The organism is Mycolicibacter longobardus (genome assembly GCF_002102265.1).
Lineage (GTDB): Bacteria > Actinomycetota > Actinomycetes > Mycobacteriales > Mycobacteriaceae > Mycobacterium > Mycobacterium longobardum.
In genome coordinates, this window is sequence record NZ_LQPG01000058.1 from 1 (window position 1) to 14,119 (window position 14,119).

The 14,119-nt window shown below is 64.7% G+C and carries 12 protein-coding genes; 11 read left to right on the forward strand and 1 reads right to left on the reverse strand.

Features of this window, described 5'->3' with window-relative positions; genetic code table 11:
• Nucleotides 1-67 precede the first annotated feature (67 nt).
• From AWC16_RS22820 to rplI, 5 genes are all read left to right on the forward strand, one after another.
• Nucleotides 68-1,645, forward strand: coding sequence for a glycosyltransferase family 87 protein (locus AWC16_RS22820; protein WP_085267026.1), 1,578 nt, complete (start codon nucleotides 68-70; stop codon nucleotides 1,643-1,645).
• A gap of 86 nt (nucleotides 1,646-1,731) precedes the next feature.
• A complete protein-coding gene (rpsF, locus tag AWC16_RS22825; protein ID WP_047319220.1) occupies nucleotides 1,732-2,022 on the forward strand; it encodes a 30S ribosomal protein S6 in 291 nt (96 codons plus the stop codon).
• 68 nt (nucleotides 2,023-2,090) lie between these two features.
• Complete coding sequence (locus AWC16_RS22830) at nucleotides 2,091-2,600, forward strand: single-stranded DNA-binding protein (protein ID WP_085267005.1); 510 nt, start codon at nucleotides 2,091-2,093, stop codon at nucleotides 2,598-2,600.
• Nucleotides 2,601-2,633: 33 nt separating this feature from the next.
• Nucleotides 2,634-2,888 (forward strand): 30S ribosomal protein S18, encoded by a 255-nt coding sequence (gene rpsR / locus AWC16_RS22835; RefSeq protein WP_046285275.1) that lies wholly within the window; start codon nucleotides 2,634-2,636, stop codon nucleotides 2,886-2,888.
• Nucleotides 2,889-2,920: 32 nt separating this feature from the next.
• Nucleotides 2,921-3,379, forward strand: a complete 459-nt coding sequence (rplI, locus tag AWC16_RS22840) for a 50S ribosomal protein L9 (protein ID WP_085267006.1) — start codon at nucleotides 2,921-2,923, stop codon at nucleotides 3,377-3,379.
• Nucleotides 3,380-3,536: 157 nt separating this feature from the next.
• Here rplI and AWC16_RS24590 read toward each other — a convergent pair whose 3' ends face one another.
• On the reverse strand, nucleotides 3,537-3,710 hold the full coding sequence (locus AWC16_RS24590) for a hypothetical protein (RefSeq protein WP_165759297.1): 174 nt from the start codon (nucleotides 3,708-3,710) through the stop codon (nucleotides 3,537-3,539).
• Between the two features lie 156 nt (nucleotides 3,711-3,866).
• Between AWC16_RS24590 and dnaB the strand changes: the two genes are divergently transcribed.
• The 6 genes from dnaB to AWC16_RS22870 all read left to right on the forward strand — a co-directional run bounded on the left by dnaB (nucleotide 3,867) and on the right by AWC16_RS22870 (nucleotide 14,071).
• Nucleotides 3,867-6,494 (forward strand): replicative DNA helicase, encoded by a 2,628-nt coding sequence (gene dnaB, locus AWC16_RS22845; RefSeq protein ID WP_085267027.1) that lies wholly within the window; start codon nucleotides 3,867-3,869, stop codon nucleotides 6,492-6,494.
• 147 nt (nucleotides 6,495-6,641) lie between these two features.
• Nucleotides 6,642-6,989: a helix-turn-helix transcriptional regulator gene (locus tag AWC16_RS22850; protein ID WP_207572397.1), complete on the forward strand. Its 348-nt coding sequence runs from the start codon at nucleotides 6,642-6,644 to the stop codon at nucleotides 6,987-6,989.
• A gap of 833 nt (nucleotides 6,990-7,822) precedes the next feature.
• Entirely contained in the window at nucleotides 7,823-8,530 is a 708-nt protein-coding gene (locus tag AWC16_RS22855) for a TnsA-like heteromeric transposase endonuclease subunit (protein WP_234812398.1), read from the forward strand.
• Nucleotides 8,527-10,668: a Mu transposase C-terminal domain-containing protein gene (locus AWC16_RS22860; protein ID WP_085267008.1), complete on the forward strand. Its 2,142-nt coding sequence runs from the start codon at nucleotides 8,527-8,529 to the stop codon at nucleotides 10,666-10,668. Before AWC16_RS22855 ends, AWC16_RS22860 begins: the two co-directional genes overlap by 4 nt.
• Nucleotides 10,665-11,789 (forward strand): TniB family NTP-binding protein, encoded by a 1,125-nt coding sequence (locus AWC16_RS22865; RefSeq protein WP_046188563.1) that lies wholly within the window; start codon nucleotides 10,665-10,667, stop codon nucleotides 11,787-11,789. Before AWC16_RS22860 ends, AWC16_RS22865 begins: the two co-directional genes overlap by 4 nt.
• Nucleotides 11,786-14,071: a TniQ family protein gene (locus AWC16_RS22870; RefSeq protein ID WP_046188564.1), complete on the forward strand. Its 2,286-nt coding sequence runs from the start codon at nucleotides 11,786-11,788 to the stop codon at nucleotides 14,069-14,071. Before AWC16_RS22865 ends, AWC16_RS22870 begins: the two co-directional genes overlap by 4 nt.
• The last annotated feature ends 48 nt before the right edge of the window (nucleotides 14,072-14,119 follow it).

The window sequence follows — 14,119 nt, forward strand, 5'->3', positions numbered from 1 at the left end:
CTCCGCCTCCACCACCTCCGCCGCCGGAGCCGCCCCCGCCGCCGCCACCGGCGCCGGAGGCCCTCCCGTGACGGAGGAGGTAGCCGAACGCGCGGTGAGCTCGCCGCGGCCGCTGGCCGCCGATCTTCGCAGCGCCGACGACCGCGACCTGCCGAGCCGCACCGATGTGGTCGCTCACGCGCTGTCGAACACCATCGGCGGGCCGGTCGGCCGGCACGCGCTGATCGGGCGCACCCGGTTCATGACGCCGCTGCGGGTGATGTTTTTGATCGCCGTGATGTTTTTGGCGTTGGGCTGGACCACCAAGTCGCCGTGCCTGCAGAGCATCGGCCATGGCAGCCCCGACCAGCGGGTGGCCAACTGGGACAACGAGCGGGCCTACTTCCAGCTGTGCTACTCCGACGTGGTTCCGCTCTATACCGCCGAGCTGCTGGATCAGGGCAAGTTCCCCTACAAATCCAGCTGGGTGGAGAAGGACTCCTCGGGCCACGAGCAGATCCGCTACGACGGCCAGCCCGCCGTGCGCTACATGGAATATCCGGTGCTGACCGGGCTTTACCAGTATTCGGCGATGGCCCTGGCGAAGACGTATACCGCGATCAGCAAGGTGGTGGCGATTCCGGCGTTGAGCGGGGTCGCCGAAGTGGTGGTCTTCTTCGACATCGTGGCGTTGGGCTTGGCCCTGGCCTGGTTGGCGACGGTGTGGTCGACTGCCGGGCTGGCCGGCCGTCGGATCTGGGACGCGGCCCTGGTCGCGGCGTCACCGCTGGTCATCTTCCAGATCTTCACCAACTTCGACGCGCTGGCCGTCGCCTTCGCCGGGTGTGGCCTGTTGGCCTGGGCGCGACGCCGGCCGGTGGCCGCCGGAGTGTTGCTCGGGTTGGGCACCGCCGCAAAGCTTTACCCGGTGCTGCTGCTGTACCCGCTGTTGGTGCTCGGCCTGCGCACCGGGCGGCTGCGGGAGGTCAGGCGCACGGTGGTGGCCACCGCGCTGAGCTGGCTGGCGGTGAACCTGCCGGTGCTGGTCTACGCACCCCGGGGGTGGAGCGAATTCTTCCGGCTCAACTCCCGCCGCGGCGACGACATGGATTCGCTGTACAACGTGGTGAGGTCGTTCACCGGGTGGCCGGGCTTCGACGGCGAGCTGGGGATGTGGCAGCCGCCGACGGTGCTCAATGTGGTGGTCGCGGTGTTGTTCGCGCTGTGTTGCGCCGGGATCGGCTACATCGCGCTGACCGCGCCGCGCCGGCCGCGCCTGGCGCAGCTGGCGTTCCTGGCGGTCGCCGCGTTCCTGTTGACCAACAAGGTGTGGAGTCCGCAGTTCTCACTGTGGCTGGTGCCGCTGGCCGTGCTGGCCCTGCCGCACCGCCGGCTGCTGCTGGTCTGGATGACCGTCGACGCGCTGGTGTGGATCCCGCGGATGTACTACCTCTACAGCGTCCCGGACCGCAGCCTTCCCGAGCAGTGGTTCACCAGCACGGTGCTGCTGCGCGACCTGGCGGTGCTGGGGTTGTGTGCGTTGGTGATCCGTCAGATCTACCGCCCGGATCAAGACCTGGTGCGGGCGCACGGGTGGGCCGACGACCCGGCCGGCGGGGTGTTCGACCGCGCGCTGGATTTCACGCCGCGGCCCAGCCTCCGGTAGCCTAGCCGGGTTGCCGACGCAGGCGACCCTCCTGCCGTGGTCAAATCCACGGCCGCACTACGACCATAGGAGGTGATGAGGTTCCCATGCGTCCATACGAAATCATGGTCATCCTTGACCCCACTCTCGACGAGCGCACCGTTGCCCCGTCCCTGGAGACGTTCCTGAACGTCATTCGCAAGGACGGCGGAACGGTCGACAAGGTCGACATCTGGGGCAAGCGCCGCCTGGCCTACGAGATCGCCAAGCATGCCGAAGGCATCTATGCGGTCATCGACGTCAAGGCCGCGCCGGCCACCGTGTCGGAGCTCGACCGCCAGCTCAGCCTGAACGAGTCGGTGCTTCGCACCAAGGTGATGCGCACCGACAAGTCGTAGCCGGCTGTCGCAGCCGTTGCGTAGGCTCAGCTCCACAAGCAGCGTGACACCGATCCTAGGAGGGCCCCGTGGCTGTAGGTGACACCACGATCACCGTCGTCGGAAACCTGACCGCGGACCCGGATCTGCGGTTCACCCCCTCGGGGGCGGCGGTCGCCAACTTCACGGTGGCGTCCACTCCGCGGGTCTACGACCGGCAGAGCGGTGAGTGGAAGGACGGCGACGCGCTGTTCTTGCGGTGCAACATCTGGCGTGAGGCCGCTGAGAACGTCGCCGAGAGCCTCACCCGCGGGTCGCGGGTGATCGTCACCGGGCGGCTGCGGCAGCGGTCCTTCGAGACCCGCGAGGGTGAGAAGCGCACCGTCTACGAGGTGGAGGTCGACGAGATCGGCCCCTCCTTGAAGTACGCCACCGCCAAGATCAACAAGGTCAGTCGCGGCGGCGGCGCAGGAGGCTTCGGCGGGGGCGGCGGCGCTCCGGCTGCGGCGGCCTCGTCCGCCCCGCCCGCGGAGGACCCGTGGGGCAGTGCCCCGGCGTCCGGCTCCTTCGGTGGGGCCGACGACGAACCGCCCTTCTAGACAAACGAACCACAGCACGAAAGAGATAGGTAGATGGCCAAATCCAACAAGCGGCGTCCGGCTCCCGAGAAGCCGATCAAGACCCGCAAGTGCGCGTTCTGCTCCAACAAGAAGCAGGTGATCGACTACAAGGACACCTCGCTGCTGCGCACTTACATCAGTGAGCGGGGCAAGATCCGCGCCCGTCGGGTGACCGGCAACTGTGTTCAGCACCAGCGCGATGTCGCGCTCGCGGTGAAGAACGCCCGCGAGGTCGCGTTGCTGCCCTTCACCTCGTCGGCGCGCTAGCCGACCACTCAAGTCAGAGAAAGTACGAAGCGATGAAGCTCATTTTGACCGCTGAGGTGGACCACCTCGGAGCGGCCGGAGACACCGTCGAGGTCAAGGACGGATACGGCCGCAACTACCTGCTCCCGCGGGGGCTGGCGATCGTCGCCACGCGCGGGGCGCAGAAGCAGGCCGACGACATCCGTCGGGCCCGCGAGACCAAGCAGGTGCGCGACCTGGACCACGCCAAGGAACTCAAAGAGGCACTTGAGGCGCTGGGCCCGGTCACGCTGCCGGTGAAGACCTCCGGCGACTCGGGCAAGCTGTTCGGCTCGGTGACTGCCGCCGACGTGGTCGCCGCCATCAAGAAGGCCGGCGGGCCGAACCTCGACCGGCGCATCGTCCGGCTGCCCAAGGCGCACATCAAGGCCGTCGGCAACCACCCGGTGTCGGTGCACCTGCACCCCGAGGTCGACGTCGCCGTCACCCTCGACGTCGCCGCGGCGAACTAACCGCGTATCTGTTCAGCAGCCCCGGCGGCGCCCTGATCGGCGCCGCCGGGGCATTGCTGTGCGGAGAATTTGAGTTAACTTTGATTAACTCCGGCTAACTTTTCGCGTCTTGCGCAACCGGGGCTCGTTTACCCGGTCGTGGAAGCGCGTCCACCTGTCAGCAAGCCAACACGCCCAAGATGGCAACCTGCGGCGACACGCCGAAGAGATTGTCTTCCACAGTAATAATCTCCCTGATCATCGCGTTGAGCTGCGGAGACAGCTGACCGTTGAAGAACAATCCACAAGTCTTCCCCACGGTGCCAAACAATTGTGGGAGCGGTGTGCACACTTGATGCACACCTTTGTGCACAAGCCCGTTTTGTACGGCCGCCAGCAACGCCTAGCGTCAACCCGGCACGACGCGACGGGGGTGTCGGTGTCCATGGTTAGCGTGGGCATCAACGTCGAATAGACGTTCGAGCGTGCTGTGGAGGAGGTGGGGCGTATGGCGGTGGTCGACGACCGCGGTCACTCTGAGCTTGAGGAGCCACCGCGCGAGGACGTCGGCCGCCAGCCGCCCCAGGATGTCGCCGCGGAGCAGTCGGTGCTCGGGGGCATGCTGCTGAGCAAGGACGCCATCGCCGACGTGCTGGAGCGGCTGCGGCCCGGCGACTTCTACCGGCCGGTGCACCAGAACATCTACGACGCGATCCTGGATCTCTACGGCCGCGGTGAGCCCGCCGACCCGGTGACCGTGGCCGCCGAACTCGACCGCCGCGGCCTGCTGCGCCGGGTGGGCGGCGCCCCGTACCTGCACACGCTGATCTCGACGGTGCCGACGGCGGCCAACGCCGGCTACTACGCCGGGATCGTCTCGGAGAAGGCCCTGCTGCGCCGGCTGGTGGAGGCCGGCACCCGGGTGGTGCAGTACGGGTATGCCGGCGCGGAGGGCGCCGATGTGGCGGAGGTCGTCGACCGGGCCCAGGCCGAGATCTACGACGTGGCGGACCGGCGGCTGTCGGAGGACTTCGTCCCGCTCGAAGATCTGCTGCAGCCCACCATGGACGAGATCGATGCGATCGCCTCGCACGGCGGGATCGCGCGCGGAGTGCCGACGGGCTTCACCGACCTCGATGAGGTGACCAACGGGCTGCACCCGGGGCAGATGGTTATCGTCGCGGCCCGGCCGGGTATGGGGAAGGCGCTTTCGTTGAAGACGCTGCTGGCCACGCCGACCGGGTGGACCACCATGGGTGAGGTGGCCGTTGGCGACGAGCTGCTAGGCCCCGACGGTCGTCCCACCCGGGTAGTCGCGGCCACCGAGGTGATGCTGGGCCGGCCGTGCTACGAGGTCGAGTTCTCCGATGGCACCGTGATCGTCGCCGACGCTGAGCACCAGTGGCTGACGGAAACGAGGGCATCGCGGAAGTCGGCGCAAGCCGCGGCAGTCGGATACAACGGCTACAAGAATCAGCGCACATTCGCCGAAATACGGACCACCGCCGAGATTTCCGCGACGTTGCGCTGCAATACCGCAGACCAACGATTGAACCACTCGGTCACCAACGCACAAGCACTCGATCTGCCGGATCGCGAATTCCTCGTTCCGCCATACACGCTCGGCGCGTGGCTCGGTGACGGCACCAGCGCGGCGGCACAGATCACCACAACTGATCCAGAGATCATCATGCGGATCGAGGCGGATGGCTTTTTGGCCGTCCCCTCGAAGTCGGCGAAGTACCGCTATCAACTGCGGCTGCCGGCCGAGGATAATCCGGTCTCGCGCAGCTGTGTGGTGTGCGGTGCCGCGTTCATTCCCCGAACCAGTCAGGTACGCACCTGCGGTCGCTCGTGCGGCGGGCGCGCACGGTTCAGCTCGCCGCCCGTACCGCAGCCCAGCTGCCCGCAGTGCGGCGGACCGTCGGCGGGATTGCGCATGTGCCAAACCTGCCGCGAAACAATCGGAACCCTGCAAGCACGGCTCCGAACGATCGGCGTGCTCGGCAACAAGCACATCCCGGCGGAGTACCTGCGAGGTTCGGAGTCTCAGCGCCGGCAACTGTTGGCGGGACTTCTGGACACCGATGGAACTGTTACCGTCAGCGGTTCGGTGCAATTCTCCGTGACCAACCGCCGTTTGGCCAGCGATGTCGCGGAGTTGGTCGTCAGCCTCGGCTACCGCTGCCAGACGGCAACCAAGCGGGTGCGCGGACGTCGTGAATCCTCCAGTACCGCCTACACTTTGAACTTCACCACCGACGACGACGTTTTCGCGCTAGGGCGCAAAGCGAGGGTGCACAAGGAACGCCGAGTTGCCGTCGGTACGGCACGCTCAGGCTCCCGGTTCATCGTGGCCGCCCGCCGGGTGGCGGCTGTGCCGGTCCGGTGTGTTCAAGTGGACAACGACAGCCACATGTATCTGGCGAGTGAAGCCATGATCCCTACCCACAACTCAACTCTCGCACTGGATTTCATGCGGTCGTGCTCAATCAAGAACCGAATGGCCAGCGTCATTTTCTCGCTGGAGATGAGCAAGTCCGAGATCGTCATGCGACTGCTCGCCGCCGAAGCCAAGATCAAGCTTGGGGACATGCGGTCGGGACGGATGAGCGATGACGACTGGACCCGGCTGGCCCGGCGGATGAGCGAGATCAGCGAAGCGCCACTGTATATCGACGACTCACCGAACCTGACCATGATGGAGATCCGCGCCAAGGCGCGCCGGCTTCGCCAGAAGGCCGACCTGCGCCTGGTGGTGGTCGACTACCTGCAGCTGATGACGTCGGGTAAGAAGGTCGAGTCACGCCAGGTCGAGGTCTCGGAGTTCTCCCGGCATCTGAAGCTGTTGGCCAAGGAGCTGGAGCTGCCGGTTGTCGCGCTCAGCCAGCTCAACCGCGGTCCCGAGCAGCGCACCGACAAGAAGCCGATGCTCGCAGATCTCCGCGAAAGTGGAAGTTTGGAGCAAGATGCAGACATGGTTATACTTTTGCACCGCCCTGACGCATTTGAACGCGACGACCCGCGCGGGGGCGAGGCCGACCTGATTCTTGCCAAGCACCGCAACGGGCCGACGAAGACCGTGACGGTGGCGCACCAGCTGCACTTGTCGCGGTTTACGAACATGGCGCACTGATCACGACCGATTTTGTAGGGTCTCACCGCTGATGTCACTTTCTCAGCGGTGGTGTCACCTCCGTGTCACCTGTCTCAACTCGTGTCATGCGGGTAGGGGTATCGAGAAAACGCGATAGCCGATTAGCTCTCGTGGAGTATGGCGACAATGGGGCCCGCGCGCATTGGTCATATCGAGCGGCTTGCGGGAAATCTGTTGAAGGCGGCCCGGAGTCAGATCGGTGTATCCCAGCGTCAGCTCGCCGAACTGGCTGGCGTGCCGCAGTCGACGGGCGCCCGTATCGAATCAGGGGCTCGGCAGCCGTCACTGCCTGTGCCGGCGCTCATCCTGGCTGCGGTCGACCTCGAAGTCAGGATCAACCTGGCTCCCTACGAGGGTCACGATGACGTACTTGATGCTACTGACGCACGTCTGACGCTGGACCAGTTGGCCCGGCGGCGCGCTGATCAAGGAGCCTTTGCGGTTGCTCTCCGGGACGAGGTCGACAACCTATGAAGCGGGGAGGAACACCTCGACGAGCTGTCCGTTGACATCCCCGTACGGCAGCCGCCTCGGCTCGACTCATATTGTGATGAACGTCACAATCCGTGGAGTCGCTGTTGGGGGTTGCACAACTCTGCGGATCGCGGCGGGAGTGTCCAGGGCTTTTGCCGCAAATTAAACAGCGGCGTGACGGTCTGCGTGTTCACGAATTGTGTCAGGCTGATTGACGGCGCCTGTTGTTATACAGCAGAACGACGAGACTTTCTGTCCTGCAAGGTGTTTGATACCGGTATAGCACCGGCGAAACGCCGGCATCCCGCCGAATTCGGGAATAGCAAATAGCGGAAGGGAGTCCTCATGGATCGCCCAGAGCTTGGAGTTCGGGACAGAATGCGTGTGGAGTTCCGGCTTCCGCGCGCTTCCGCTGAGGCTGCCTATCAGTGCGCTCGTGAGTGGAACGTGTCGTTGTCAGAAGCTGGGGCCAGGCTCATCGACCTGGGATACGAACGAATCGCCAGATCGGCGACCATCTCCGAAATCGTCAGGGCGCCAATGTATGGCGAACCCTTGGCGGATAGTCAAGCCGAAGCGAGCGGAGGACCGACGAGACCGGACTGACCAGTTGTTGTCGCACTGACAACGCATTAGAAATGCCGAAGGCCGGGCGGGCACCCGGCCTTCGGTAGCGGTACACGTACCACCATTCACCTCAATCCCCATGCGAAGGGACTTTCATGAGTTCAACTTATCCGACCGCGCTTGTCAAGACGGGGTCGCCTGTGTCGGCCCGTCGGGCGGGCGCACACACGCCTGAGCTGGCTACCCAGGTTGATCGACGCGCCGCCGTGATCTCGTTTCGTACGACCACAGGCGATCAGATCCAGACCGCTGATTGGGCGGATGCCGCTGCGGTGCTCTCGGCACCGTTGGCCCCGTGGCGGACCTTCCGGTGGTGGTATGGCCAGCAGCACTACTCAGGAACCTACTGGGCGAAGACTCAGAACGACCATGTCATCTACGAGTCCCGCCTGGAACTGGCACGGCTGCTCTACGCCGATTTCGAACCGGCGGTCACCTCCATTGCGGCCCAACCATTTCTGATCGAAGCCGATGTCGACGGCAAACGGCGCCGACACATCCCTGACTTTCTACTCAGTACCCGAAACGGCCCGATTGTCGTCGACGTCAAGCCGCGTCATCGCGTCGGCGTTCCCAAAGTCGCTTACACCCTGGCCTGGACGCGCCACCTCATCGAGGACCGGGGATGGGACTACGAGGTGTGGAGCGAACCACCACCTGTTGAGCTGAACAACATTCGGTTCCTGGCCGGCTACCGCGATGAGCAACGGATCAATAGGGACGTCCTGGACGCCGTGAGCCGCCTCGACGTCGAGGGCCTCACTATTGAGCAGGCGATAACAGCCCATGCCGGCCTGCCTGTTCCACTGGTGCGGTCCGCTCTGTGTCATCTGTTGTGGTGCGGGGCCATCGCCACCGACCTGGATGCACCTCTGCAATCGACTGCTGTCCTACGCAAAGGACCGAACTCATGATGGGCCGCCTCCGCATCGGCCCGGGCAGCCGACTGAGCTTTTATGGCGAGCTGATCGAGATCGTGGAAATCCGCACAGGATTCGGTGGTAACAGCGCAATCGTCAAAACGGTTGGTACCGAGCAGATTCGCCGCATTGCCTTGAGCACACTTCTGGCCTACCGCCACGACGAGCCCAACGACGAGCCCAACGAATCCGGGTCGTCGGACTGCCTGGAGGATGTGGCCGCCACGATCCTGGCGGTGATCAGTGAGTCGGAACGCGTCCGGATCCGGGACTGCGCTGCCCATATCCGCGAGGTCCTCACCGGATACCGCTCTGGCAGCGCAGAAGCGAGCGAAAAGGGCGAGCCCCGGCCGGAGTACGACCCCGCCCTGCCCCAGACAGACAGGTACAAGGCGAAGGCAGCCGAGCTCGGCGTCAAACTGCGCACCATTCAGCGGATGGTGGCCGCCTTCCGGCAGCACGGGGAGGCAGGGCTTGTCCAAAGCAAACAGGTGCGGGTTCGCAATCTACCCAGGGTTGACGACCGGTGGCGCGAGGCCGCCATCGAGGTCATGGTGGAACATGTCGATCAATCCCGGCCCTCGCAGACCGCAGTTATCAAGCATGCTAACGCCCGTGTCATTGCCCGCTACGGTCCCGATGTCGTACCAATCCCAAGTCGCGCCAGCGCATTTCGCGTCCTAACTGTCCTCGAGGCCAAGTACGCGACCTTTCGGCTCAGCACCAAACGAAACCGGGATATTGCTGAGCGTAATCCGGGAACCTATGGGAAATTGCGACCGACCCGGCCAGGTGAATACCTGCTGATGGATACCACCAGGCTCGATGTCTTCGCGATGGATCCCCTCACGCTGCGGTGGACCCAAGTGGAGCTCACCGTGGGCATGGATTGGTACACCCGCTGCATCACCGGCCTGCGCCTGACACCGGTGTCGACGAAGTCGGTGGACGCCGCGATGGTGCTATACCAGTGCTACCGGCCGCCGGCCGCGCCCGCCAGCTGGCCGAAAGAAGCGACCTGGCCCGAACACGGCATCCCTCGATCGGTACTGCTTGACGTCGATGCGATCGACCGTGACGGCACTCGCGCCGCTTGGCCGGCGATCGTTCCCGAAAGCCTGATTGTCGACCACGGCAAAATCTACGTCTCCGAGCACCTGACGAGTGTGTGCCAGCGCATGCAGATCTCGATCCAACCCGCACGATTGCGTATGGGGCGTGACAAGGGTCCCGTCGAACGGTTCTTCCTCACTATTAGACACGACCTGCTCCAGTACCTCCCCGGCTATAAAGGCCCGGATATCCATTCCCGCGGCCTGGCCCCGGAACATGAGGCGCACTTCTACATCGATGAACTCGAGGCGATCATCCGAGAGTGGATTGCGGTGGTGTACCACCGACGACCTCACGACGGACTGGTCGAGCCAGGACTTCCAGGATTGGACCTGTCCCCGGCGACCATGTTCGAGCACGGTCTTGCCCGCGCCGGCTACATCGAGGCCCCGCAAGACCCCGATCTTGCCTACGAATTCCTCGCAGTCGAGAAGCGCACCATCCAGCATTACGGCGTCGAGGTCGGTGGCCGCCGGTACAACGGGCCATCCTTGGACCCGTACCGCGGCCAGCGCAGCCCCTACCCCGGTGGGCGATGGCCAGTCCACCGCCATCCCGACGACATCAGCTGCGTCCACTTCCGCGACCCGAGCGATCAAAAGTGGCACACCCTGATGTGGGAGCACGCACCAGCGCTCACAGCGCCCTTTGGCGACGATGCCCTCGCCTTCGCCCGCAGCCTGGCACGCAAGAAATACACCTACCCCAATGACGAGCTCGCGATGGAGCTCCTACTGGAACGGTGGAACCTCGGACTGGGCAAAGCCCCGACCGAACGACGCCTGGCCTTGCGCCAATCCCGCGAAGACGAATTGCTCTGTGCCACGACAGGCAGCACGCAGCAATTGGTGCAGGCGCTGTCATCCGTGCAACAGGCACTGCCGGATCAGACCCCTGTGGAGGATGCGGACGGCACCGGCCGCCCCCCAGTTGAACCGCCGTCCGAGGACGACTGCGGAGACGACGACAGCAGCGATGACCCTGACGACTTCTACGCCACCGCATGGGAGGACGCATGACCGCCTCGGTGCAGCCGCCGCCACACCCGGCGAACCTGGACAATCTCACGCTGGCGCGCAACGAAGGATTCTTCGCTTTCGCCGAGGCCCCGGTGCTGACCCGTCCCGAACCGCTGACCCGGGCAGGGATCAAGGCACTCGGCGAGGCCGCGCTGATCGACTACAACGCCCAACGACGCACCTGGCACGCCAACCTCGGACCCTTGCGGACACCGCAACTCGCCGAGCTGCACGAACAACTCTGGGACATCGTCGACAGCAACCATCAAACCGGCGACAAACCCAAAAGCGCTGTCGCCATTGACGGATACCCCGGACTGGGGAAGACCACCGCAGCCCTAGCCTTCGCCCGCGACTTCCACCGCCGCGAAATCACCGAACGCGGATCGGCAACGCCAGGAGGGCACCGGCGAATCCCCGTCTGTCGGGTGGGCTTGACCGGCAACACCGGCATGGTCGATTTCAACCGAGCCATGCTCGACTACTTCGGCCACCCCGGCACCCATCGCGGGACCGCCGCGCAGTTGGCCCACCGAGCCCTGGACTGCGTACTGGCCTGCCAAACCCGCCTGTTGATGATCGACGACCTGCACTTCCTGCGCTGGCGCAACACCCAAGGTGTGGAAATCAGCAACCACTTCAAATACATCGCCAACGAATTCCCGGTCACCATCATCTATATCGGCGTTGGGCTGACCAAGCACGGGCTGTTCTCGGAGGGGTCGTCCTACCAGGATGCGATCATCGCCCAAACAGGCAGGCGTACAACAAAGCTCGGGATGGACGCATTCACCATCAAGACCAAGGCAGAGCGCAAACGATGGCGTGATCTCCTGTTGACCCTGGAGCGCCGGATTGTCCTGGCCGACAGTCACCCGGGCATGCTGGCCGATGAGCTCTCCGACTACCTGTATGCCCGATCCACCGGGCATATCGGATCACTGATCACGCTGGTCAACCGGGGCTGCCAACGCGCCGTGCGGACCGGATCCGAACGGCTTACCCGAGACCTACTCGACCGGGTGAAAAACGACGAAGCCTCAGAGAAGGCCCGCCAGGAACTGCAGTCTGCACTGCAAGCCGGCAAGCTCACCACGCGAGTCAGCGTGCGAGCGTCATGACCGACATCCGACGCATCCCCATCAATGTCGATCCGATTGCCGGCGAAGCACTCGACTCCTGGCTGGAAGCACTCGGGCACCGCACCCACACCAGCTGGGGCGATCTCCGCGTAGCGGTCCACCTGACCGAGCCAGCGCTTCACTCGGTGCCCCGCTGGATGATCAGACTGACCCCGAATCAGCAGACCGCCCTGCATGCGGCCACCGCGGTGAACTCGACAGTCCTGTCGGCAATGACGTTGTCGCACTACGACGGCCGAGCGGCAGCGGTGATAAAGACTCCTACCCGCTTGGACACCACCTTCCCTTGGGGGCCGCGGCCCGGCTCGCGCTACTGCCCGCATTGCCTGGCCGAGTCCGGTGGCCGCTGGAAGCTGGCCTGGAGACTTGGATGGACCTTTACCTGCCTCGAACACAGGTGTTTGCTCGCCGACGCCTGCCCTGCCTGCGGTGTCCGCCCCCGAATCCGGCAGTTAGCCGCTGACGGCATCCCACGACCGGGACACTGCGCAGCACCGGCGGACAATCGCACAACCCGGGCCGAACGGTGCGGAGCGGATCTGAGCACCGCTGAAGTCCTCACCTTCGACAACGACGAGCATCGCGTCCTGCGTGCCCAACGCCGAATCAACGACATCATCACCGCAGATGTCGTCACCAGCGGTGTCTATGCCCACGATCCGCAACAACCAGCCAAGGTGCTCGCCGACATACGGGCAATCGCCGTCAAAGCGCTCACTTATGCCAGCCCACCGGAACTCGAACCGATCATCGGCAAGGATCTGCTCACCGCCTACCAGCTGGACCATCCACAACTGCCGACCGCACGGGCGGCGAGTCCCAGGAAGTCACTCGTTGTACAGGCGCCGACGGCTGCGAGCGTAACCGTCGCGGGCGCCCTCACCGCACTACAGGCTCTCGACCAACGAGATGTACAAACCGCAGGCGACTCACTGCGGTGGCTGATCACCGCGATCCGCTCACGCGGCGCCCACTCGTCCACTACGCGCCTGGCGTGGACGGGAGGCATCGCTGGCGCTGCCCAACTTGCAGCACTAGGCCCGAGCCTCAAACCCAGCGAACAACTCCGATTCCGCACCACCAGCAACTGGCCGGCTTTCCCGACCCGAACATTGGGTTGCATCACCGAGGTTGACAAGCTCCCCACCTCACTCTGGCAGAACGTCGCCCTACGGTTGACCGTCCCCGGGAGTCATCTGCGTCAGCTGCGACCGGCGCTCTCGGCCGCAGTATTGCTCATCGACACAAAGACGAAACTGTCGCCGCTGGCCCGCAGCATAAGCAGCCCACTCGACGACCATGGGGTCTCGCGCGCTCTGCAGCTCCTCAACCAACACGCCAACTGGATCGATATCAGCAAGGCCCTGCTGTCCCTGGTTGAACACCTCGCCCAATCAACGGTCCCGATCAACTACTCACGCCGCCGCCGTCTTGACTACCGCGAGTTGCTGCCCGACGACACCTGGCTGCGCATCTGCCGCGAAACCGGCGCCACCAGCCGCGGGCCGGCCCGCGCCCAGGTGGCCCGAGCCTATTTGCAAGAACGCATCTCCAGCATGCCGGTCGGTAGCGAGAACATCAGCCCCGCTCTACGGACCAAAATCGCCGACTTCCCCTACTACCTCACCGCCGAGCTCAGCTACGCGCTCGATCACGTCGCACTGGAATTCCTTGCCGAGCAGGGGGTCCGGGACGAACCAGTACATTTCGAGCCAGACACAGACTTCCTGGAGGGCCTACGTCTGCCGGGCCAGAATCCCGACCACGTCGATCTCGACGCTCTGCACCGCGGCATCCAGCAGGGGCTGTTCCTCGGCCACGCCGCCGAAGATGCCGGCACAGACCTCGACACCGCCCGCTACCTCCTCACCTGCCACCCAACCCCATCGGCCGCCACCGACCTCAACGCCTACCGCCGCGCCAAAGAGGCCTACCCACGCGAGGCCTTCATCGAGCAGTACGCACTCTGCGGGTTGAGCCTTGCCGAGATCGCCGACCAGGCTGGTGTCAGCCGACAGACCATCGCGCGCCTGGCCGCCGACTACCAGATCGAGACACGCAAACCCGGCCGAGCAACCAAGCACACCGTTGACCCCGACTGGCTCTACACCCAATACGTCACCCATCAACGCCCGCTACCCGACCTCGCCCGCGAACGCGGCGTCAGCACGACAACGATGGCTCGATGGGCGAAAACCCATGGTGTACCCCTACGGACACGGGGAGGAGCGGCCAGGAATAAGGCCAAGATCGCCACCTGACTCGGCGCCATTGGCTGCACCGAATGCCGCGTCCTACGCTGCGAGCAG